Origin of the sequence: Candidatus Burkholderia verschuerenii (assembly GCF_001189365.1) — a bacterium.
Classification (GTDB): Bacteria; Pseudomonadota; Gammaproteobacteria; order Burkholderiales; family Burkholderiaceae; genus Caballeronia; species Caballeronia verschuerenii.
The window spans coordinates 1-21,650 of sequence record NZ_LFJJ01000083.1 but is presented as its reverse complement, the minus strand read 5'-3'; the positions used below and the strand labels follow the sequence as shown (position 1 = coordinate 21,650).

Annotated in this window: 16 protein-coding genes and 5 pseudogenes; 4 read left to right on the top strand and 17 right to left on the bottom strand. The window is 62.4% G+C overall.

Going from position 1 to position 21,650, the window contains the following annotated elements:
* Nucleotides 1-178 precede the first annotated feature (178 nt).
* The 8 genes and pseudogenes from BVER_RS15435 to BVER_RS15400 all read right to left on the bottom strand — a co-directional run bounded on the left by BVER_RS15435 (nt 179) and on the right by BVER_RS15400 (nt 8,933).
* Nucleotides 179-1,597, bottom strand: coding sequence for an MFS transporter (locus BVER_RS15435; RefSeq protein WP_050454066.1), 1,419 nt, complete (start codon nt 1,595-1,597; stop codon nt 179-181).
* Nucleotides 1,598-1,690: 93 nt separating this feature from the next.
* Nucleotides 1,691-1,954 (bottom strand): hypothetical protein, encoded by a 264-nt coding sequence (locus BVER_RS15430; protein WP_050454065.1) that lies wholly within the window; start codon nt 1,952-1,954, stop codon nt 1,691-1,693.
* The gene (locus tag BVER_RS15425; RefSeq protein WP_050454064.1) at nt 1,951-2,388 is read right to left on the bottom strand and encodes a dihydroneopterin aldolase; all 438 of its coding nucleotides are present in this window, start codon (nt 2,386-2,388) and stop codon (nt 1,951-1,953) included. Before BVER_RS15425 ends, BVER_RS15430 begins: the two co-directional genes overlap by 4 nt.
* The gene (locus BVER_RS15420; RefSeq protein WP_050454070.1) at nt 2,385-3,047 is read right to left on the bottom strand and encodes a sarcosine oxidase subunit gamma; all 663 of its coding nucleotides are present in this window, start codon (nt 3,045-3,047) and stop codon (nt 2,385-2,387) included. The genes BVER_RS15425 and BVER_RS15420 overlap by 4 nt, the downstream gene beginning before the upstream one ends.
* Nucleotides 3,037-6,039: pseudogene (locus BVER_RS15415) on the bottom strand (sarcosine oxidase subunit alpha family protein). The gene BVER_RS15420 and the pseudogene BVER_RS15415 overlap by 11 nt, the downstream one beginning before the upstream one ends.
* Nucleotides 6,036-6,335, bottom strand: coding sequence for a sarcosine oxidase subunit delta (locus BVER_RS15410; protein WP_050454063.1), 300 nt, complete (start codon nt 6,333-6,335; stop codon nt 6,036-6,038). The pseudogene BVER_RS15415 and the gene BVER_RS15410 overlap by 4 nt, the downstream one beginning before the upstream one ends.
* Before the next feature lie 25 nt (nt 6,336-6,360).
* A pseudogene (locus tag BVER_RS15405) lies at nt 6,361-7,502 on the bottom strand (sarcosine oxidase subunit beta family protein).
* 37 nt (nt 7,503-7,539) lie between these two features.
* Nucleotides 7,540-8,933: pseudogene (locus BVER_RS15400) on the bottom strand (L-serine ammonia-lyase).
* Nucleotides 8,934-9,275: 342 nt separating this feature from the next.
* Between BVER_RS15400 and BVER_RS15395 the strand changes: the two are divergent.
* From BVER_RS15395 to BVER_RS15385, 3 genes are all read left to right on the top strand, one after another.
* Nucleotides 9,276-9,590, top strand: coding sequence for a hypothetical protein (locus tag BVER_RS15395; protein ID WP_050454062.1), 315 nt, complete (start codon nt 9,276-9,278; stop codon nt 9,588-9,590).
* Nucleotides 9,591-9,726: 136 nt separating this feature from the next.
* Complete coding sequence (locus tag BVER_RS15390) at nt 9,727-10,815, top strand: GlxA family transcriptional regulator (protein ID WP_050454069.1); 1,089 nt, start codon at nt 9,727-9,729, stop codon at nt 10,813-10,815.
* Between the two features lie 48 nt (nt 10,816-10,863).
* The gene (locus BVER_RS15385) at nt 10,864-11,634 is read left to right on the top strand and encodes a class II aldolase/adducin family protein (protein WP_050454061.1); all 771 of its coding nucleotides are present in this window, start codon (nt 10,864-10,866) and stop codon (nt 11,632-11,634) included.
* A 24-nt stretch (nt 11,635-11,658) separates the two neighbouring features.
* Here the strand turns inward: BVER_RS15385 and BVER_RS15380 are convergent, their stop codons facing one another.
* The 8 genes and pseudogenes from BVER_RS15380 to BVER_RS15350 form a co-directional block, all read right to left on the bottom strand.
* Nucleotides 11,659-12,597, bottom strand: a complete 939-nt coding sequence (locus BVER_RS15380; RefSeq protein ID WP_050454060.1) for a choline ABC transporter substrate-binding protein — start codon at nt 12,595-12,597, stop codon at nt 11,659-11,661.
* Nucleotides 12,598-12,678: 81 nt separating this feature from the next.
* Nucleotides 12,679-13,671: a GlxA family transcriptional regulator gene (locus BVER_RS15375; RefSeq protein ID WP_050454059.1), complete on the bottom strand. Its 993-nt coding sequence runs from the start codon at nt 13,669-13,671 to the stop codon at nt 12,679-12,681.
* Between the two features lie 27 nt (nt 13,672-13,698).
* Nucleotides 13,699-14,589 (bottom strand): annotated as a pseudogene (gene choW, locus BVER_RS15370) (choline ABC transporter permease subunit).
* Entirely contained in the window at nt 14,582-15,751 is a 1,170-nt protein-coding gene (locus BVER_RS15365; RefSeq protein ID WP_050454068.1) for a quaternary amine ABC transporter ATP-binding protein, read from the bottom strand. The pseudogene choW and the gene BVER_RS15365 overlap by 8 nt, the downstream one beginning before the upstream one ends.
* 298 nt (nt 15,752-16,049) lie before the next feature.
* Complete coding sequence (locus BVER_RS15360) at nt 16,050-16,676, bottom strand: flavin reductase family protein (RefSeq protein WP_050454057.1); 627 nt, start codon at nt 16,674-16,676, stop codon at nt 16,050-16,052.
* Between the two features lie 211 nt (nt 16,677-16,887).
* The gene (locus tag BVER_RS32580) at nt 16,888-17,040 is read right to left on the bottom strand and encodes a hypothetical protein (protein WP_198155268.1); all 153 of its coding nucleotides are present in this window, start codon (nt 17,038-17,040) and stop codon (nt 16,888-16,890) included.
* 264 nt (nt 17,041-17,304) lie between these two features.
* Nucleotides 17,305-18,270: a hypothetical protein gene (locus tag BVER_RS15355; RefSeq protein ID WP_050454056.1), complete on the bottom strand. Its 966-nt coding sequence runs from the start codon at nt 18,268-18,270 to the stop codon at nt 17,305-17,307.
* A 156-nt stretch (nt 18,271-18,426) separates the two neighbouring features.
* Nucleotides 18,427-19,110 carry an MgtC/SapB family protein gene (locus BVER_RS15350; RefSeq protein ID WP_050454067.1) on the bottom strand — a complete coding sequence of 228 codons (684 nt, stop codon included), beginning with the start codon at nt 19,108-19,110 and terminating at the stop codon, nt 18,427-18,429.
* A gap of 94 nt (nt 19,111-19,204) precedes the next feature.
* Here BVER_RS15350 and BVER_RS15345 point away from each other — a divergent pair, with 94 nt between their 5' ends.
* A complete protein-coding gene (locus BVER_RS15345) occupies nt 19,205-20,341 on the top strand; it encodes an AGE family epimerase/isomerase (RefSeq protein WP_083452205.1) in 1,137 nt (378 codons plus the stop codon).
* Between the two features lie 9 nt (nt 20,342-20,350).
* Here BVER_RS15345 and BVER_RS15340 read toward each other — a convergent pair.
* Nucleotides 20,351-21,495: pseudogene (locus tag BVER_RS15340) on the bottom strand (methyl-accepting chemotaxis protein); the annotation flags it as partial.
* Nucleotides 21,496-21,650 lie beyond the last annotated feature (155 nt).

The window sequence follows — 21,650 nt, the reverse complement described above, 5'->3', positions numbered from 1 at the left end:
CTCCACGCTTCCTCCCCACGGTCGGTCGCCCTTCCGCAGTTGCGCTTCACTTCGCTCGCTGTGGTCAACTTGCCGCGCGACTTGCACCCGCAAGAGTGCGCCCATGCTGGGCGCACAAAAAGGGCCACGCTAAGCGCGGCCCCCAACCACCTCCCTGGAATTCCGATCGATCGGCTGGCTATTCGCGAGCCGACACCAGCACGCCGCTGCCTTCCTGTTCCTCCGCCTCGCGCACCAGCGTTTCGAGCGCGAGCCCTCGCGTCTCGATGCCGAGAATCGCCACCGCCGCTGCCGCGATCACGAAGCACATCGCGCCGAGCGAGAACACGCCGCCTTGGCCGAACATCGGCAACACGACGCCGACCACATACGGCCTGATCAACGATCCGACGCGACCGATCGCCGAAGCGAATCCCGAGCCCGTCGCGCGCGCGCCGGTGCCGTACAACTCGGGCGTGTACGTGTAGAGCACGGCCCACATCGCGAACAGGAAGAACTGCATCAACAGGCCCGCGCAGATAAGCAGCGTCGGCGTTTCGGCGTGCAGCGCGACTTGTCCATACACATATGCCATGATGCCGCTGCCGACCAGCGACGCGATACACGTCGGCTTGCGTCCCCACTTCTCGACCAGCCACGCCGCGCACAAAAAGCCTGGGATGCCGCCGAGCGAAATCAGCACCGTGTAGAGCACCGACTTGGTAACCGCGAAGCCTGCCTGCTGCATCAGCGCGCCGAGCCACGACGTCAGACCGTAGAATCCGAGCAGCGCGAAGAACCACAGCATCCACACCATCACCGTGCGACGGCGATACGCCGCGCTCCAGATCTCGCGGAACGCGCTCACGCCCTGATGCGTGCTCGCTTCGGCCATCGTCGCGGGCGCGGGCAATTGACGCAGACCGCTCGCCTTCATCACCTTGGCTTCGACTTCGTCGAGCACCTTGTCGGCTTCCGCGAGCCGTCCGCGATGTTCGAGCCAGCGCGGCGATTCCGGCACCACGCGACGCACGATCAGCACGAAGATCGCGAGAATCGCGAGCAGCGCGAATTCGGTGCGCCAGCCGAGCGTCGGCAGCACGAAGTACGACACCACGCCCGATGCGATGAAACCCAGCGGCCAGAAGCCGTCCATCAGCGCAATCAGCTTGCCGCGCGATGCCGTCGGCACGAACTCCGACAACAGCGTCTGCGCGATCGGAAACTCCATGCCCATGCCGAAGCCCAGCAGCACGCGGTAAAAGATCAGCGCTTCCACGCTTTGCGCCGTCGAGCAGAGATACGACGCGACGCCCCACAGCACCATGCTCCACTGAAACACGGGCCGGCGACCGAAGCGATCCGCGAGCAATCCGGCGATGGCCGCGCCCAGCACCATGCCGAAGAAACTCGCGCTGGCGACGAGCCCGGCGGTGGCCGTCGAGAGCTTGAACTCGGTCTTGATGGAGCCGAGCACGAATGTCATCGTGCCGAGATCGACGGAATCGAAGAAGAACGCAATCGCGATGATGATGAAAATCGTGCGGTGATACCCCGAAAACGGCAGGCGTTCGAGCCGTGCCGCGGCGCTCGCGCGGGCTTGCGTACCGGTGGACATGTCATTCCTCTGAATGTGCGTGGACGTTTTCAGTAGACGCCGACATTAATCCGCGACATAGAAGAATTACGTCATCCGGATGGAACGCATGCGTCATGCATCGAAGCGGGCGCGCGCCGTCGCCGCGATTCGCATCAGCGCATCGATCGAAAGGCGCGCCGCAATCGTCTTCACATAGTCGTGATGACGCGGCTCCAGCGGCGCATCGAGATATTGCGCGTGCAAATAGCGAATCAGCGCGATACGCCGATGCTTAAGCGCGATGCTGCGTTCGAGCAGCGCGAGCGCGGCGCATGCATCGTGCGCCTTGCACGCGCGTTCGGACAGCAGCGCCGCCGTATCGCGCGAGGCGGTCATTGCGTCGCTGCTTGCTGCGCTGCGGCCTGCATACGCCACGCGTCGTAATCCGCGCGACGCCAGTCGAGTTCGAGACCGAGCCGCTTGGTGCCTTCGCGAATCTTCGGCTTGTGCAGCGTCAGCGTGATCGCATCGAGCGCGGGCCATTCGTCGAAGGAAAGCGCGGCAACTTCGACCGCGAGCGTTTCGAGCAGACGCGTATGCGTTTTCGCTTCGAGATACGCGCTCACGCGATTGCACCACGCTTCGTAATCGATGAGGCCATTGTTCGATTCATGCGGCGTGCTGCGATACCGCAGACTAGCGTCGATGCACACCGGCTGCGGCGCGCGATGCTCGTGCTCGTACAGGCCGATGCGCGTCATCACGATCAACTCGTCGACGACGACGCGCCAGCCTTGTCCGCCCGCGTTCAGCGGTTCGAACGGCTTCATGCGATCAGCGGCTCGGCCGCATCGAGCATGATCTTCACGAAGTAATCCGCGAAGCTGCGCCGAATCACCAGCTCGAAGCGATCGCCGCCCAACGGCACCAGCGTCATCGATGCCTTGAAGTAGTGGTTCTGCGCGCACTGGCCTTCGGCGAAGACCTTCGGATGCAAATCGAGCGGACAACCGCGCGACAGCACTTCACGCGTCTTCGGGCCGTCGATATCGAGCACCGTGTAGCTGCTGCCGATATCCACCGCCGCCGAGAACTGGCCAACGAAAGCATCGCGCAGCGTGGCTTCGAGCGGCGCGGCACGCGAGGCATCGTGCGCCGCATCGGACTGCACGAGCCACTCGTCGGGACCGAGCCACAGCATCGTGTAGCCGTTGCCGCGCGCGATCGTGTTCGCCTTCTCGGGCGGCACGCAGCCGATCACGTTCTGAATCGCCTTCACGAAAGCGGGATCGCGCGTATCGCCGCGCTCGTTCACCAGTTGCAGGAACGGCCGCTCGGTCAGACGGAACGCCTTCGGCGAGCCGCTTTGATGCGACTTCATCAACGCATCGGCGCCGACCAGCGGAGACTCCTGCCACGTACCACTCAGGCCCTGTCCGCTGATTGCGCGATCGACGACCGTCGAGGAACCTTTGATCTCATTCAACATGCTGACGTGCTCCTTCGCTGTCGTAGAACACCGAACTGGTGATTTTTGCGTTGACGCGTTTGCCGTTGGCGAGCGGAATCATCACCGACTCGCCGATCTTGTCGAGACCGCCCTTCACGACGGCCAGTGCAATCGAACGCTTCAAAATAGGGCTGTAATACGCGGACGTGACGTGGCCGAGCATCGGCGCGGTATCGCCCTGGAACGGACCCGCGACGATCTGCGAGCCTTCGGGCAAGACGAATTGCGGATCGTCGGTGAGCAGACCGACGAACTGCTTGCGGCCTTGCTTCGACGTGTCCGAACGCGTCAGCGAACGCTTGCCGAGGAAGTCCTTCGACTTCGCGACGAGACCGCCCATGCCGAGGTCGTACGGCGTCATCGAACCGTCCGTATCCTGACCGACGATGATGTAACCCTTCTCCGCGCGCAGCACGTGCATCGTTTCCGTGCCGTACGGCGTGATGTCGAATTCCGCGCCCGCTTCCATGATCGCTTCCCACACCGCGCGGCCGACGTTCGCGGGCACGTTCACTTCGTAGGCGAGTTCGCCCGAGAAGCTGATGCGCATCACGCGCGCCGATGCGCCCGCCACCGTGCCGTTGCGATAGCTCATGAACGGGAACGCGGCATTCGCGAAGTCGATGTCGTGACACACCTTCTGCAGCACCTTGCGGCTGTTCGGGCCGACGACCGCGAACGTGGCCCAATGGTCCGTGACGGACGCGAGACGCACGCGCATGTCGGGCCATTCGGTTTGCAGCCAGCGTTCGAGCCACGTCAGCACGCGCGCCGCGCCACCGGTCGTGGTCGTCATCATGTAGTGCTGGTCGGCAAGACGCACGGTTACGCCGTCGTCGAAGATCATGCCGTTTTCGTCGAGCATCAGACCGTAGCGGCACTTGCCGACTTCGAGCTTGCTCCACGGATTCGTGTACATCCAGTTCAGGAGCTTCGCGGAATCCGGGCCTTGAATGTCGATCTTGCTGAGCGTCGATGCATCGAGAATGCCGACGCTCTCGCGCACCGCGAGCGACTCGCGCGCGACCGCCGCGTGCATGTCCTCGCCGTTTCGCGGGTAGTACCAGGGACGCTTCCAGTTACCGACGTCTTCGAACGCCGCGCCGTTTTCGACGTGCCATTCGTGAATCGCGGTCTTGCGCACCGGATCGAGGAACTCGCCCAACTCGCGGCCCACGAACGTGCCGAACGTGACCGGCGTGTAGTTCGGGCGGAAGGTCGTCGTGCCGGTTTCGGGAATCGTCTTGCCCAAGGCTTGCGCGAGAATCGCCATGCCGTTGATGTTGCCGAGCTTGCCCTGATCGGTGCCGAAGCCCATCGCCGTGTAACGCTTCACGTGCTCGACGGACTCGAAGCCTTCGCGCGCCGCGAGATAGATATCCGCCGCCGACACATCGTTCTGGTAATCGACGAATTGCTTAGGATCCCGAGTCGACATTTCCTTGTTGCCGACGATCCACAGCGGCATAGTCGGCGCTTCGACGATTTCGGCGACCTGCACCGCTTGCGGCTTCGCAACGATGTGACCCGCCGCACGCGCCGCATCCGCTCCGGCATCGACGCCGAAGCGGATGCCGCGCGCCAGCGTGAAATCGCCCGCGCATGCGCCGACGCTGCTTTCGGCCTGCATCGCCTTGCCGGGCACGAAGCACGCTTTCTCGTCGTGCCAGTGCGCCTTGCCGCCGGATTGCGCGAACAAGTGCAGCACGGGGCTCCAGCCGCCCGACATCGCGACGACATCGCATTGCAGATCGGCTTGCTTCTGGCCGACTTGACCGTTTGCATACGATGCGACCTCGACCGACGACACGCGCAGCTTGCCGCGCGCAGCCGTGACGACCGCATTGTTCATCACGCGAATGCCCTGACGACGCGCCGCCGCGGGCAACGCGCCCTTCGATTCGGCGGGACGCGGATCGACGATGGTCACTTCGGCGCCCGCCGCTTTCAAATCTAGCGCGCATTGATACGCGTTGTCGTTGTTCGTGAACACGACCGCGTTGCGGCCCGGCATCACCGCATAGCGATGCAGATTCGTCTACACCGCCGACGCCAGCATGATGCCCGGCAGATCGTTATTGCCGAACACGATCGGACGCTCATGCGCGCCGGTCGCGAGCACGACGCGCTTCGCGCGCACCTTCCACATCAGTTCGCGCGTGCCCTGACGACGCGACACCGGCAGATGTTCCGTCAGACGTTGCGTGATCGTGACGAGGTTGTGATCCTGATAACCGAACGCCGTGCTGCATGACAGAATCTTCACGTCGGGCATCTTGCGCAGTTCGGCTTCGACCTCCTGCACCCATTGCAGCGCGGGCTTGCCGTCGATTTCCGCGCGGCACGACAGCAACGTGCCGCCGAGTTCGCGTTGATCGTCGACGAGAATCACGCGCGCGCCCGACAAACCCGCCGCATGCGCCGCCGCGAGACCCGCAGGTCCGCCGCCGACCACGAGCACGTCGCAGTGCGCAAAGCACTTGTCGTAGCGATCGGCATCGAGTTTGATCGGCGCTTCGCCGAGACCGGCTGCATCGCGAATGACTTCTTCGTACTTCGGCCAGAACTTGCGCGGCCACATGAAGGTCTTGTAGTAGAAGCCCGCCGGAATGAAGCGCGCGATCTTCTGATTGACCGCCATGCGATCGTTCTCGATGTTCGGCTTCGCGTTCACGCTCGTCGCGACGAGTCCCTGATACAACTCGACTTCCGTCGCGCGCGCGTTCGGCACGGTGTACGCGCCGGTTTCGAGTTGCACGACGGCATTCGGCTCTTCCACGCCTGCCGTGATGATGCCGCGCGGACGGTGATACTTCCAGCTACGCGCAACAAAGCGCTCGCCGTTGGCCAACAGCGCGGAAGCGAGCGTATCGCCTTCGAAGCCCTGATACGTCTTGCCGTTGAACGTGAAGGTCACGGGAATCGCGCGGTTGATGCGTCCGCCTACGCCCAGTCGGTCTTTCTGCCTCATTTCGACGTGCCTCCGTTGTCTTCCATCACAGCCATCGGACGGTCGAACGTCGCGTAGCCTTGAATTTCGTATGAAACCGTATCGCGCTGCACCTTGAACCAGCGACGGCAGCCTTGCGCGTGCATCCACTGTTCATGCGCGACACCATGCGGGTTTTTTCGCATGAAAAGGTAATCGCCACATTCCTTATCGGAGAGCTTTTCCGTTTCGAGTGGACGCGCAATATCCGCTTCGCCGCCGCAGGAAAATTCGGATTCGGCGCGCGGCCCGCACCAGGGGCATTCGATCAGCAACATGTTTCTTTCCTCTGTGCGGTAAGCGTTAGTGAGCCACGGCAGCCGCGCCGTGTTCGTCGATCAGATGGCCGGTATAGAAACGATCCAGCGAGAACGCGGCATTCACCGGATGCGGTTCGTCGCGCGCGATGGTGTGCGCATACGCCCAGCCCGAGCCCGGCGTCGCCTTGAAGCCGCCCGTGTGAAGTAAAGGCCCTTGACATCGGTCTTCGAAATGATCGGGCACGCATCCGGCGAGACATCGACGATGCCGCCCCACTGACGATTCATCCGCACGCGCGAGAACACCGGGAACATCTCGACGATCGCTTCCAGCGTGCCTTCGATGATCTGGAAACTGCCGCGCTGACCGAAGCCCGTGTATTGATCGACGCCCGCGCCGATCACGAGATCGCCCTTGTCGGACTGGCTGATGTACGCGTGCACCGCGTTCGACATCACGACCGTGTTGACGACCGGCTTGATCGGCTCGGAAACGAGCGCCTGCAACGGATGGCTTTCGAGCGGCAAACGCACGCCCGCCATATCCGCGAGCGACGTCGTGTTGCCCGCCGCGACGACCGCGACCTTCTTCGCCTTGATGAAACCCTTGGTCGTATCGACGCCCGTCACCTGATTGCCTTCGCGGCGAATGCCCACGACCTGACAGTTCTGAATGATGTCCACGCCCGCGCAATCCGCGCCACGCGCGAAGCTCCACGCCACCGCATCGTGACGCGCGACGCCGCCACGACGCTGAATCGACGCACCGAGCACCGGATAGCGGCTGTTGAGGTTGATGGTCGGCTCGATTTCCTTGATCTGCTGCGGCGTGAGGAATTCGGCATCGACGCCGTTCAAGCGGTTCGCGTTGACGCGACGCTCAGTATACTTAACATCCTGTAAATTATGCGCGAGGTTCATCACGCCGCGCTGCGAGAACATCACGTTGTAGTTGAGGTCTTGCGAGAGACCTTCCCACAGCTTCATCGCCTTCTCGTACAACGCCGCCGATTCGTCCCACAGATAGTTCGATCGCACGATGGTCGTGTTGCGCGCCGTATTGCCGCCGCCGACGATCACCACGTCGTATTCGCGCTTCGGCTCGGGACTTCGCCACTGGCGCTCCCAGTTCTCGTGATACGACATGCCGTTGCGCAGCAGGCTGAATATCGAATAGCGGCTCATAGACTTTTCCTTCGTGCGTAGCAGTGTTTCAGGTGTTTCAGCATTCGATGACGTTCACGGCGAGGCCACCGCGCGACGTCTCCTTGTATTTCGTCTTCATGTCGGCGCCGGTTTCGCGCATCGTCTTGATGACCGAATCGAGCGAGACGTAATGTTGGCCGTCGCCCTTCATCGCCATGCGCGCGGCATTGATCGCCTTGATCGCGCCCATTGCGTTGCGCTCGATGCACGGAATCTGCACGAGACCGCCAACGGGGTCGCAGGTCATGCCGAGGTTGTGTTCCATGCCGATTTCGGCGGCGTTTTCGACTTGCGCGGGCGTGCCGCCCATCACCGATGCGAGCGCGGCCGCGGCCATCGAACACGCGACGCCGACTTCGCCCTGGCAGCCGACTTCCGCGCCCAAAATCGACGCCGTTTCCTTGTAGATGATGCCGATCGCCGCTGCCGTCAGAAGGAAGCGCACGATGCCGTCGTCGTTCGAGCCGTGCATGAACTTGACGTAGTAGTGCAGCACGGCGGAATCACGCCCGCTGCGCCGTTCGTCGGCGCGGTGACGACACGGCCGCCTGCCGCGTTTTCTTCGTTGACGGCCATCGCGTAGAGATTGACCCAGTCGAGCATCGACAGCGGATCGCGCAGCGATTTCTCCGAGCGCGAACGCAGCGACGAGCTCAGATCGGCGGCGCGGCGCTTGACGTGCATCGGGCCGGGCAATTCGCCGCGTTCCTTGCAGCCGCGCTCGACGCACGCGGCCATCACGCGCCACACGGCGAGCATGCCTTCGCGCACGTCGCTTTCGCTGCGATTGGCGCATTCGTTCTGCATCGTTATCTCGGCGATGGACAGGCCCGTTTCCTTGCAGATGCGCATCAGATCGTCGCCGGTACGGAACGGATGCGGCACTTGTCCGCTCGCGCGCACGCCATTGACGCGATCGCCATCGCGATTCACGACGAAACCGCCGCCGACCGAGTAATACTCTTTCTCGACGAGCAGTTGTCCGTTGTCGTCGAAGGCCTGAAAGCGCATGCCGTTCGGATGCACGATGCTAGACCCCGGCGCGCCCGGCATCAGCTTGCGATAGAAGCCTATATGCTCGCGCTCCTCGAACACGACATCGTGCTTGCCGAGCAGCTTCAGACGCTTGGTCGCGCGGATTTCGGCGCGGCGCGGCGCGATCATGTCCGGATCGATCAGATCGGGCAAATTGCCTTCGAGCCCGAGCAGCACGGCCTTGTCGGTGCCGTGGCCCTTGCCCGTCGCACCGAGCGAGCCGAACAATTCGGCGCGCACGCGGGTGACGAAGCCGAGCAGATTGGCGTCCTCGATATGCGATGCGAACCGGCAAGCCGCGATCATCGGCCCGACGGTGTGCGAGCTGGACGGTCCGATGCCGATCTTGAACAGATCGAAGACGCTGACGTTCATGTATGAGTCCTTGACGTGACGCGGGTTTCGGTATGGTGCTCATTGCACCATACCGCAAAAAGACTCGATAGAACAAAAACGCCATCGAAATGGGATGGCGGCGTCGAAGCAACATCGCGTGCGGGGGCAATGACGTTTTTTCCAAAGTTTCTGACGCGCCGGAGCAAGTCCGGGCGGCGCGCGCGGCCGGTCTGTCGGTCGATCGCGCGTAACAGAACATTGAGCGACCGGCAGACATCTGCGCATATTCGTTGCAGTTCTCAGCCAATTGAGACTCGTCCGAACGGCTCAACGAGAGCGTCTCGGTATATTCCCTAGGTTCTCAAGCCTTCGCAGTCAGTCATGGAAAGTCACGCTCTTCCCGATCAATTCTTCAAGTCCTGTGTTTTCGCCTTTCTCGTCGGCGCGGTGGTCGTCGGCACGCTTCTCGCCGTCGGCTTGCTTCCGCCAGAAAAGGTGCTGACGCGTCAGGCGCCTGTGTGGGCGGCGCTCGTCATCGTCTGCTCGATCGATCCGCTGCTGCGTTATTTCGGCGTGTTGAAGGCCGAAGTCGAGCAGCGCTGGGGCGATTACACCGTCGCCAGCGTGCTCGGGCGCGCGACCGGCGCGCTGATCGGCTCGGCGTTCGCGTGGGCCATCGCCATACTCGGCGGCTAACACCCGCGCACGCTTTTCCGAAGCCCGGTGTCGTGCGATGCCGGGCTTTCGTCTTTCCGGCGTCTTTCTGACGCGCGCCCCGGCCCATCGGCCGATGTTATGCTCGCTGCATCGCCCCGAGCCGCACGACACGCGCATGAACCCCGCAGAATCCCTTCCGCCGCAATCCATCGACGGTCAATCGAAATCGCGCATCCGCTTCGGCATCGTGCTGTTGCCGAACTTCACGCTGACGGCGTTTTCCGGCTTCGTCGATCTATTGCGCCTGTCCGCCGACGAAGGCGATTACAGCCGTCCGGTGCGCTGCTCGTGGAGTGTGATCGGCGAAACGCTCGCGCCCGTGCGCGCGAGTTGCGGCATCCAGATCACGCCGTGGGAAACCTTCGACCAGGCCGAACCGTTCGATTACGTCGTGGTGGTCGGCGGCCTGCTGCATTCGGGCGCTTCGGCGAGCGATGCGACGCTGCAATTCATTCGCCGCTCCGCTGCAAACGACGCGACGCTCGTCGGCATGTGCACCGGCGTGTTCTCGCTGATGCGCGCGGGCGTGCTCGACGGCTATCGCATCTGCGTCAGCTGGTTCCATTACTGGGATTTCGTCGAACGATTTCCGCACGCGGACGAGCAGTCGCTGGTCGCGGATCGTCTGTTCGTGGTCGATCGGCGGCGCATTACGTGTTCGGGCGGGCGCGCATCGATCGACGTGGCCGCCGCGATTCTGCTGCGTCACTTCGAAACCGCGACGGTGCAGAAGGCGCTGCGCATCCTGCTGGTCGACGACATGCAGAAGGGCAACGCGCCGCAGCCGCATCCGCCGGGACTCGCGCCCGCGACGCATCCCAAGGTCAAGCGCGCGATTCTGCTGATGGAGCAGCACGTCGGCCGTTCGCTTTCGCTCGACGAACTCGCGCACAAGCTCGATCTGTCGACGCGTCAACTCGAACGCCTGTTCAAGGCGGAGACCGGCAAGGCGCCGCAAGCGTACGCAAAACAAGTGCGATTGCGCACCGCCGCATGGCTGCTGACGAGCTCGGACAAGACGGTGGCCGATATCGCGTCGAGCTGCGGCTTCTCCGATGCCTCGCATCTCGGCCGCGAATTCCGCAAGCAATACGGTGTACCGCCGATGATGTATCGTGAACAAGGCGGCACACAGGAAGCCGACGAATCGAATCAGCCGATGGACTACGACGAAACTTTCCCCGGCCGCGCGCAAGCGATCTAATGAGAACTATCCACGTTTTCCGCGGCTTTCAACCCAAGGAGGAACGGCATGGAGACTCACGGTTATTCGCAGGAAGAATGGCAGGTGCGGTGCGACCTCGCGGCGTTGTATCGCGTGATCGCGCATTTTCGCTGGACCGACATGATTTTCACGCACATCAGCGCGCGCGTGCCGGGCAAGGAGCACCACTTTCTGATCAATCTATACGGCGTGCTGTTCGACGAAATGCGCGCGTCGGATCTCGTGAAGATCGATCAGGACGGCCGCGTGGTCGAGCCGGATGCCGAACTGCATCCCGAGCGCTATCAGGTGAATCCGGCCGGCTTCACGATTCATTCGGCGATCCACATGGCGCGGCACGATGTGGTGTGCGTCGTGCATACGCATACCGCGCCGGGCACGGCGGTGTCGGCGCAGAAGAACGGTCTGCTGCCGATCAGCCAGCACGCGCTGAAATACTACGGCCATCTCGCGTATCACAACTACGAAGGCATCGCGCTCGATCTCGCGGAACGTGATCGGCTGGTGAACGACCTCGGCCATCACAACGCGATGATTTTGCGCAATCACGGCTTGCTCACCTGCGGCAAGACGATTCCGCTCGCGTTTCAGGAGATGTATTTCCTCGAACGCGCCTGCGATATTCAGGTTCGCGCGCAAGCGGCCGGCAATGCGGAACTGATTTTGCCTTCGGACGAAGTGTGCAAGACCACCGCCGCGCAGTACTACCGCGACGATATGGACGGAATTACGGATATGCAGTGGAAAGCGGCGCTGCGTCTGATCGATGGATTGGCCAAGACGGATTATCGGAGCTGATTCTCCGTCCTCGCATTCGCGATGCTAATTGCTGGCGGCCACATAAGCCTTCACCGCCGCCAGCCCATCCTTCCCGTCAAACGTCTTGACACCCGCAAGCCACTTGTCCAGCACCGCCGGATTCTGCTTCAGCCATGCGCGCGCGGCCTTGTTCGCATCTTCCTTGTTCATGATCGGCAGCATGACGTGATTCTCGATATCCGTCGTGAATTGCAGATTCGATACGAGCTTCGCAACATTCGGGCAGCGCGTGTCGTAATCGGTCGGCGTCACGGTCAGCACTCTGGCTTCGCCGTAATTCGGCCCGAACACATCGTCGCCGCCGGACAGATAGTCGATCTTCATCTGCACGTTCATGGGATGCGGCTCCCAGCCCAAAAAGACGATAGGCTTCTTCTCGCGCACCGCGCGATTCACTTCGACCAGCATACCCGCCTCGCTCGATTCGACGAGCTTGAACTTGCCCAGTCCATACTGATTCGTGTCGATCATCTTCTTGATGAGCGCATTGCCGTCGTTGCCCGGCTCGATGCCGTAGATCTTGCCGTCGAGCTTGTCGTAGTTCTTCGCGATATCGTTGAAGCTCTTGATGCCCGCGCTATAAGCGTAATCCGGCACAGCGAGCGTGTACTTCGCGCCGGTGAGATTCGGCGTCGACAGCACCTTCAGCTGATTGTTCTTCTTGAACGGATCGATGATCGGGTCCATCGTCGGCGACCAGTAACCGAGAAACACGTCGATCTGCTTGCTCTTCACGCCCGCGAAAGTGATCGGCACCGACGCGATCGTCTTCGTCGGGTTATAGCCGAGCCCTTGCAGCACGGTCGATGCAAGTCCCGTCGTCGCGGCGATATCGGTCCAGCCGACATCGGCGAAGCGCACGTTCTTGCACGCAGCGGGTTCGGCGGCGGTGGCCGCGCAAGTCACGGACAACGAGATTGCCGCGATCAGCAAGCGTTTCATATTTTCTCTCCGGGCATTTTCTAAAGACGCAGCAGAACCCGCGCGCCGCGATGGCGCGCGAATCGAACGAGCAAAAAGTATTCAGGCCGACAGACGCCGTTCCACGCTCGGCGCATGTCCGAACTGCGCGCGATACGCCTTGCTGAAGTGGCAAGGCGAATGGAAGCCGCATACGCTCGTCACGCGCGCGATCGAAGCATCGGTATTGCGCAGCAGTTCGCGCGCACGACGCAATCGCAGCGTGAGGTAGTAATGCGTCGGCGAGACGCTCAGGAACATCTTGAACATGCGCTGCAAATGCCGTTGCGACAAATGCACGAGCCGCGCGAGTTCTTCGAGCGATAGCGGCTCTTCGATGTTCGCTTCCATCAGACGCACGACCTCGACGAGTTCCGCGCGCGAAAAGCCCACGCGTGCATCGACGGGAATGTGCTGATAATCCGTCGAGCCGCGAATACGCTCGACGATAAACTGCTCCGACACTTGCGTCGCGTGCTTCTGTCCGAGCCGCATGCTGACGAGATTGAGCATCAGATCGAGCGGCGCGGTGCCGCCCGTGCAGGTGAATCGATCGCGGTCGATCACGAACAACTCATCCGCGAAACGTACATGCGGATAACGCTTGTTCACTGGCGACATGTCTTCCCAATGCAGCGTGCAGCGATATCCGTCGAGCATCTTGGCCGCGAGCAATGCATACGGCCCGGTGCAGATGCCGCCGAGCGGAATGCCCGCGTCGTGCGCGCGCTGCAATAGTTCGATTACCTTATCGTCGACATAATCCGCGACATGCCAGCCCGCGCAAACCACGAGCACGTCCGGCATCCCCGCTTCGTCGAGCGTCTTGGTCGGCTTCACGGTGATGCCGTTGCTCGCGCGCGCCGGTTCGCCATCGGGCGTGATGATGGACCACGTGTAGTGCTCCGCGCGGCCCACGTAGTTGGCCATGCGGAGCACTTCGACCGCGCTGGTGAACGCGATCATCGAGAAGTTCAGCAATGTCAGAAAGCCGAAGTGCGCGAGATTGGACAACGGTGATTCGGTAACCGCTGGGACGATCGCGTCGCGCTTCATTCACAAGCCTCGCTGCATGGTTCGTGTTTAGCCTTGTTGCGTCGCCGGCGTGCGGCGCACCTTCATCACGCTCTTGATGCCCGAGAACAGCGGCGCCCGGCGAGCGGCCGAAGCTTTCCGTGATGCGGTCCAGAATGATCGCCAGCAACACCACCGACAAGCCGCTTTCAAAGCCGAGGCCGATATCCAGACGCTGAATCGAGGCGAGCACGTCGTTGCCCAGACCGCCCGCGCCGACCATCGACGCGATGATGACCATCGACAGCGCCATCATGATCGTCTGGTTCACGCCGGTCATGATCGACGGCAACGCGTTCGGAATCTGCACCTTGTAGAGCAACTGCATCGGCGTGCAGCCGAACGCCTGACCCGCTTCGACGATCTCGCGATTCACCTGCTTGATACCGAGCGCGGTGAGACGCACGGCCGGCGGCATCGCGAAAATCACGGTCGCGAGAATCCCCGGCACGCGGCCGAGACCAACAGCATCGCGGCCGGAATCAGGTAGACGAACGCGGGCATGGTCTGCATCAGGTCGAGCACGGGATGCACGATCGTTTCGACAAGCTTGCTCTTCGAGGTCCAGATGCCGAGCGGAATGCCGAGCAACAGACTAATGATCGTCGACGACAGCGTGAGGCCGAGCGTGATGACCATCTGATCCCAGAAGTTCGTCGCGTAGATCAGCAATAGCGCGGCAAGCACGAAGGCCGCGAATCGCCAGCCGACGCGCCACAAGCCGACGCCGACGAAGATCGCCATCAGCAGCCACATCGGGATGGCTTGCAGGCCGTGTTCGACGGCAGCCGCGAATGTTTCGATGACCTTGCCGATGGAATCGAAGGTCTTCGCGTCGTGATCGAGGAGATAGTGGACGCCCTGATCGACCCAACTTCCGAGCGGAATGATTTCAGACATGGCTGGAGCTCCGATGATAGGTGAGAACCCGAAGGACATTCGTCTTGTTGACCGAACCGCAATACATTCCGTCCGCATCGACGACCGGCAGCAGCGCGGGACTCGCGACGACGCGGTTCACCACGTCGTCGAGCGTCATGGTGCGCTGAATGCATTCGATCTGGTTGATCTGCGGCGTGGCGTTGCCGTTCGCATCGCGTCCGACGAAGCCGCGGATACGGCGCTGCGCATCCAGCACGAACGCGTAATCCGCGCTGCCGTTGAGCGTCTGCGCGACGCTCGATGCATCGATCTGCGCGGCGTGCGGCATGATCGGCACTTCGTCGGTCTGCATCAGATCGCCCCCCGTCAGATAACAGCTCGTATCGATGCCGTCGAAGAAGCGGCTCACGTATTCATCGGCCGGATTCATAATGATTTCCTGCGGCGTGCCGATCTGCACCACGCGACCGCCTTCCATGATCGCGATACGCGTGGCTTCTTCGAGATCGTGCGAGACGAACAGAATGGTGCGGCGCTGTTCGCGTTGCAGTTCCAGCAGCACGTTCTGCATTTCCTTGCGCTTCAACGGATCGAGCGCGGAAAACGCTTCGTCCATGATCATCAGCGAAGGATTCACCGCCAGCGCACGCGCCAGACCGACGCGCTGCTGCATCCCGCCCGACAACTGCGCGGGCAGCTTCTGCGCGAACGGCGCGAGGCCGACCTGCTCCAGCACGGTCATGGCGCGCGATTCGCGCTCCTTCTTGCCGACGCCCGCGACCTCGAGGCCGAATGCGGCGTTGGAAAGAACCGTGCGCTGCGGCATTAGCGCGAAGGACTGGAACACCATGCTCATGTCCTTGCGGCGCAGCGACGTCAGCTCCGAGCGCGGCACGGCGGCGACATCGCGTCCATCGATGAACACCTTGCCGGCGCTCGGTTCGACCAGACGGTTGATCAGCCGGATCAGCGTGGACTTGCCCGAGCCGGATAGGCCCATGAGCACGAAAATCTCGCCTTCCTTCACATCGAAAGAGGCGTTATGGACGCCGACGATCTGCCCGGTGCGCGAGAAGACTTCTTCCTTCGTCGCACCGCCGGCCAGCATGTCGATCGCCTGCTTCGGGTTATTGCCGAAAACCTTGCACAACCCTTCGACCACTACCTTGGGGGAATTCATCGCATTCTCCATAGCGTGGCGGACGCGCGTCCGCGCTGTGCATACATAGTTGCCAGAAAAAAGTCGGCCAAGCCGACTATTTGCGACAAGCACATGTGGAAATACGACACTGAGATGACGGCTGCCGTTCAGCAACAAGCTGAGAGCCTTGCTGGGTAAGGCTTCGCGGTCGGCGGACGAACGCGCGTTTGGGTTTTTCCGCATGTCGCAACTGGACAAGTACAGCGCGCTTTTAAGTGCTTTCTAGGGTTTTTCTGAGCGCGTTTCTCGTCGAAAACGCGCTCCGTTTCAAAAAAGATCAGGACGTCGGGCGGATCATCTGGAACATCTCGCCGATTTCCGCGTAGTCGGCGCGGTAACCGGCGCGCATGATCGGGCGCGCGGCTTTCGTATCGAACAGGCCATCGCTCAGGAATTCCTGGCGGATATGCACGCCGACGACCTGACCGAGCGCCAGCCAGTTGTCCATCGGCTGGCCGTCGAGATTATTCAGACGGATGACCTGCAACAGCTTGCACTCTAGCGCCGCCGGCGATTCCGCGACATGCGGCACGGCAACGTTGCGTCCCGGCGCCTTGGTCAGCCCCGACAGTTCGAACTCGTCGACTTCCGGCCCGACCGGCGCGGACGTGCGATTCATGCGCTCGGCGAGCGGCCGCGTCGACATGTTCCACACGAACTCGCGCGTCGCCTCGATATTGCCGATGCTGTCCTTGCGGCCTTCGCTGCAAAAACCGATCACATGGGGAAACGACGCGAACGCGCCGAAAAAGCTGTAGGGCGCGAGATTCACGCGGCCTTGGGCATCGCAACTGGATATCCAGCCGATGACGCGCGGCGCGATGATCGCCTTGAACGGATCGTGTTTGAGGCCGTGGCCTTGAGCGGGATCGTAGAAGTGAACGGTTTGGGAAGAATCGGTCATTGCCAGAAAGGAGCAGGAGCAAGGACCAAAGGATACCGCGGCGCTCGGTTGGCGGCCGGGAAGGAGAATGGGGTGAAACGCGGCGCCTATGAAAAAGGCGTTTAAAAAGCTAAAAAACTACAAAACTGATGAAGCTGGCGGGCGGGTCGTCCGGCGCGATGCCGTCGTCTGCTGCTTGTTCTGTGATTCCCGCGCCGCCTTTAACTGCGCATTACAGACGGAAGCCGAAAGCGGTGCCGCGTGCCGCGCGCTGACGCTCCGATTCCTTGAAACGTGCTTGATACGAGTAGTCCTTGTCCATCGGCAGATGGGGATTTTCGAACAACGAAGCAAACTTTTGCAGCAGTGCGAAGAGGTAGCTCATGTCAGACTCCGGTTGGTGTTTGAGGGTTTTCCCTTAGCCACAATTATATGGTTAACCACTTTTGCAATACCAGTGCAAAACAATATTTCCTGGAGAATTTTTTGGTAGTTTTTCTATCAAATTACCGATTGGAGCGATGACGAAAACGGGGACAGGTCGGGGAAGGCCGTGCGACGGACAAGCGATGCGTCAGTGCGTGCGACGCCCGCACGTCGCCCCGAGGCGATGTGTCGCAGGAATGTGACAGCAGAGGAAAGTGGCGCGTCAGTGCGCCGAGGAACCCGCGTGGCGATGCGCCTGGCGATGGCGGCCGGTCGCGGCGGCCGCCGCGTGGGCGGTGCTGACCGGCTGGATCGGCGACGCATCGGCCGCCGGGGTGTGCTGGGCGCCGAACGCGCCGGACATCGGCACGTTTTCGGAGTCGGTATCGAACAGCGAGCTGAGCGTCGCCTGCTCGTTGAGCATCAGTTGCTGGACGCGGTCCTGCTGCAGACTGCTGTCGTGACGCATCCGCAGCAGCACGGTCGTCTGGGCGATGCCGGTCGCGACGACCACGAGCATCGCGCAGACGATGATCGTCAGCATCGTCTTCATGCGGCGCGCGTGTGCCAGCGTCGATGCGCGCTGCTCGACGATCACCGCGCGCAAGGCGTCGATGGTGTCCGCGAAAGCCGTCGCGCGGGCGCGATCCAGTTCCGGCACGGCATCCGCGCGCGGGCGATGCAGCGGCGCGGCGTCGGCCGCCGATGCGTCGGCCGCCGATGCGTCGGCCGCCGTCGTTTCGACCGATGCGGCCGATGCAACCGGTTCGTCCTGAATCAGCGACGTCTGCACGGGCGCGGCAGAATCCGCGACGGCCGTGGGCGCGTCCCGCTTCGAAACAGCCGAGCCCGCGACGACGCTGCGCGACGGAACGGCCGCCAGAAAGACATCGGGCAATTCGAAGCCTTCGAAGGTGCCCTGACGGATATCGGTGTTCTGCGCCTGCAAATTGGCGCGCTCGGCGTCCTCGGCGAACAGATCGAGCGTTTCGCCGCTGCGCTGCGCGTCGCTCAACTGGGCGAGCCGTTGCGCCGAACGGGCCGCGCGGGCGAGTTTCTTTTCGGTATCGGCGCTGTCACCGGACACGCCGGACGGCGCGGTTTCGACGCGGCGTCGGCGGGCTTTGGCGGCGATGGCGGCATCGCCGGAGAGCGTTTCGGTATCTCGTTTTACTGCGGAATCTGACATAGGTCGAAAGTCGGCGGCCGGGACGGCGTGCGCCGCGCGCACTGGCGGTCCGGCGATGGTTTTCGAGAGGCGGCATTGTCGCACGGCGGCAGGCGCGGCGGCATCGGCACAGCGTAATTCCTTCGATGATTGCGCCGCCGATGCCGTCGCGCGCGCTTAAGCGTCGTTTTCCTCGCGGAATTCGCGCACCATGTCGAGCCGCCGAAGCCGGTCGCAAATCGCCAGATATTCCTGCGTCGAGGCGCGCGACAACACGACCTGCACTTCGTCCAGATCGGGCGAATCGTCGCTCTGCTGCACAACGAACTGCTTCACGCGCACGCTGCCGGGACCGAGCACTTCATGCAGACCGTGAAACGTCAGCGCGCCGCGATCGACGAGCATCGTCAGTTCGCGCCGCTGTCGCACGGTGATAAAGCGACGCTCGAGCGGCTTGAGCCCCGCCAGAATGATGAGGATGATGATCGTCGACGCGATCGACGCCGTGTACAGCCCACCGCCGACGGCTAAGCCGATCGCCGCGACCAACCACAGGCTCGCGGCCGTCGTCAGTCCGCGCACGATCTCGCCGCGCAGCAGGATCGATCCCGCGCCCAGAAAGCCGATGCCGGAGACGACCTGCGCCGCGATCCGCGACGGATCGAGCACGACGTGATCGCCTTTGAGCACATCCTCGAAGCCGAACGCCGACACGATCATGATCAGCGCCGAGCCGACGCACACGAGCATATGCGTCCTCAGTCCCGCCGCCCACGATAACCGCTCGCGCTCGAAGCCGATCACGCTGCCGAGCACGGCGACCATGACAAGCCGCGAAACGAGTTCCAGATTGTTAAACATATCGTTCACCTCCTGTTTTCAGGGCTCGGAAGCGCGGCGCGCGTCGAGCCGGTTTTGCTATGCTTCGCGGCTAAGCCCAACGCAGAACCCTCTCATGCAGCAACAGCAATCAAACGGCTCGTCCACTTCCCTTACGGAAGGGATGCAAGCGTCGAACCCGGCCTCGCGCGGCGCGCTACACGCGCACTTTTCGGACGTCGTGATGCCGATCTGGCGCGGCCCCGGCTTCAACGACGCATTGCGCCTGCCATTCGAAGCCGTCGCGCCCGCCGATCACGCGCCGCTGCCACCCAAGCGATATCGCGCGATGGCCTGCGCGCGCCAGCTTTTCGTCTTCTCCGATGCCGGCGATCTCGCGCATGCCGCGACCTTGTTCGCATCGTTACGACACTATTTTCAGGACACGCGATACGGCGGATGGTTCTACAGCGTCGATGCACAAGGCGCGCCGCTGGAGCGTCAAAAGGATCTGTACACGCACGCGTTTGTCGTGTTTGCGTGTGCGCATTACGCGAAGAAGAGCGGAGATAAGGACGCGTTCGCAATTATCGATGAAACATCGCGACTAATTGAAACGCGCTTCACGGAACGCGGCGCGCTGCTGAACGCGATCCTCGCCGAGGATTTCGGCGCGACGCTGGAAGGCCCGCTACAGAATCCGCTGATGCATCTCGCCGAAGCCTGGCTCGCCGCCCGCGATGCCACCAGCGACGCCCTCTACGACACGCGTCTGCACGACCTCACGCGCGCCGTCGCCGATACCTTCGTGCATGAAGCGAGCGGTTGCATTGCCGAATTGCCAATGGGCGCGGCGGGCAACCGGCTGGAGCCGGGACATCAGTTCGAGTGGTATTTTTTGTGTGCCGGCAGCGGGCATGCCGCGTTCGGCGCGGCGGGACTGGACACGCGCCTCGCGCGCGCGTTCGACTTCGCGCAGCGATACGGCGTGGATGCGGAAACCGGCGGCGTCTGCGCGGCGCTTGACGAAGCGGGCCGCGTGATCGACGCGACGCAGCGCATCTGGGCGCAGACCGAGTACTTGCGCGCGATGGCCACGCGCGGCGACGACCGCGAAGACGTTACGCAGCAGATCGCGCGTTTCGCCGCGCGCTTTCTGCACGCGCGCGGCTGGGTGGAATGCCGCTCGGCGGACGGCGAGATCGTCCGCGCGGAAATGCCGTCGACGACGCCGTATCACCTCGCGACGTCGTACGCGGCGTTACCTGCCTGATTCGCCGGCTTAAATTCGAAACACCGAGACTGCCGCCTTCAACTGCCGCGTCTGCTCGTGCAACGACGACGCGGCCGCCGCGGCCTGCTCGACGAGCGCCGCGTTCTGCTGCGTCATCTCGTCCATCTGCGTGACGGCCTGATTGACCTGCTCGATGCCCACGCTCTGCTCCATCGACGATGCGCTGATTTCCGCCATCATCTGCGTGACGCGCGAGATCGACGCCAACACTTCGCGCATCGCGGTGCCGGCGCGCTCGACGAGCTCCGAACCGTCGCTGACCTGCGCGACCGATTCGCCGATCAGTTCCTTGATTTCCTTCGCCGATTGCGCCGAACGCTGCGCGAGGCCGCGCACTTCGCCCACCACGACCGCAAAGCCGCGACCTTGCTCGCCCGCGCGCGCTGCCTCGACGGCCGCGTTCAACGCGAGAATATTGGTTTGGAACGCGATACCGTCGATCACCGAAATGATTTCGGCGATCTTGTCCGAACTGCTCGCGATCACGCGCATTTTCTCGACCACGTCGTCCACGACGCCCGCGCCGCGCGAAGTCGTTTCCAGCGCCTGACCGGCGAGCGCGTTGGCTTCGCGCGCGTGCTCGGCGTTCTGACGCACCGTCGCCGTGAGTTCTTCCATGCTCGACGCGGTTTCTTCGAGCGATGCCGCCTGATTCTCCGTGCGCGCCGACAAATCCGCGTTGCCGCTGGCGATTTCGTCCGCGCCGTAGTTGATCGAATCCGACGTTTCGCGCACGGTCTTCACCGTCTGCGCGCCGCTCGATTGCATCGACGACAACCCGGCGAACAGACGCCCGATTTCATTGCTGCCGCGATCGGCGATACGCGCATCGAGCTTGCCCTGCGCGATGTTTTCGAAGTGACGGCCCGCTTCTTCCAGCGGCGCAATCACGCCGCGCGACAACGCGATATGCACGAGCACGACGCCCGCGATCAGCGCCACGCAATCACGATGCCGACCACGCGGAACGCCGTATAACGCGCATCGATCGACGACAGGCCCGCTTCATCGCCGAACGCGACGAAATTGCGCTGTTCCGCGAGATAGCGATCCTGAAAACCTTGCGTCGGCTGATCGAGGAAGGCCTGAATATTGTTGGCGTCCAGATATTGCGTGAGTTCGGTCAGCGCCTTCGCATATTCGGCATATTTCGCCTGCAAGGCGCTAGGCTCTGTTCACATTTGAAGAAATGTGTTTACATCTCATCTTTTGCGTAAGCGATCAAGATGAGTCGAATGTTGCTGACCGATGAGATATGGGGACGACTGGAGTCCATTGTTCCGGGTAA

Excerpts from the sequence above, each read along its gene's own strand:
- BVER_RS15380 (WP_050454060.1), bottom strand. The coding sequence starts at position 12,597 with ATGAAACGCTTGCTGATCGCGGCAATCTCGTTGTCCGTGACTTGCGCG.
- BVER_RS15435 (WP_050454066.1), bottom strand. The coding sequence starts at position 1,597 with ATGTCCACCGGTACGCAAGCCCGCGCGAGCGCCGCGGCACGGCTCGAA.
- BVER_RS15395 (WP_050454062.1), top strand. The coding sequence starts at position 9,276 with ATGGAAAGTCACGCTCTTCCCGATCAATTCTTCAAGTCCTGTGTTTTC.
- BVER_RS15355 (WP_050454056.1), bottom strand. The coding sequence starts at position 18,270 with ATGTCAGATTCCGCAGTAAAACGAGATACCGAAACGCTCTCCGGCGAT.
- BVER_RS15385 (WP_050454061.1), top strand. The coding sequence starts at position 10,864 with ATGGAGACTCACGGTTATTCGCAGGAAGAATGGCAGGTGCGGTGCGAC.
- BVER_RS15375 (WP_050454059.1), bottom strand. The coding sequence starts at position 13,671 with ATGAAGCGCGACGCGATCGTCCCAGCGGTTACCGAATCACCGTTGTCC.
- BVER_RS15430 (WP_050454065.1), bottom strand. The coding sequence starts at position 1,954 with ATGACCGCCTCGCGCGATACGGCGGCGCTGCTGTCCGAACGCGCGTGC.
- BVER_RS15410 (WP_050454063.1), bottom strand. The coding sequence starts at position 6,335 with ATGTTGCTGATCGAATGCCCCTGGTGCGGGCCGCGCGCCGAATCCGAA.
- BVER_RS15390 (WP_050454069.1), top strand. The coding sequence starts at position 9,727 with ATGAACCCCGCAGAATCCCTTCCGCCGCAATCCATCGACGGTCAATCG.
- BVER_RS15345 (WP_083452205.1), top strand. The coding sequence starts at position 19,205 with ATGCAGCAACAGCAATCAAACGGCTCGTCCACTTCCCTTACGGAAGGG.
- BVER_RS15365 (WP_050454068.1), bottom strand. The coding sequence starts at position 15,751 with ATGAATTCCCCCAAGGTAGTGGTCGAAGGGTTGTGCAAGGTTTTCGGC.
- BVER_RS15420 (WP_050454070.1), bottom strand. The coding sequence starts at position 3,047 with ATGTTGAATGAGATCAAAGGTTCCTCGACGGTCGTCGATCGCGCAATC.
- BVER_RS15425 (WP_050454064.1), bottom strand. The coding sequence starts at position 2,388 with ATGAAGCCGTTCGAACCGCTGAACGCGGGCGGACAAGGCTGGCGCGTC.
- BVER_RS32580 (WP_198155268.1), bottom strand. The coding sequence starts at position 17,040 with ATGAGCTACCTCTTCGCACTGCTGCAAAAGTTTGCTTCGTTGTTCGAA.
- BVER_RS15350 (WP_050454067.1), bottom strand. The coding sequence starts at position 19,110 with ATGTTTAACAATCTGGAACTCGTTTCGCGGCTTGTCATGGTCGCCGTG.
- BVER_RS15360 (WP_050454057.1), bottom strand. The coding sequence starts at position 16,676 with ATGACCGATTCTTCCCAAACCGTTCACTTCTACGATCCCGCTCAAGGC.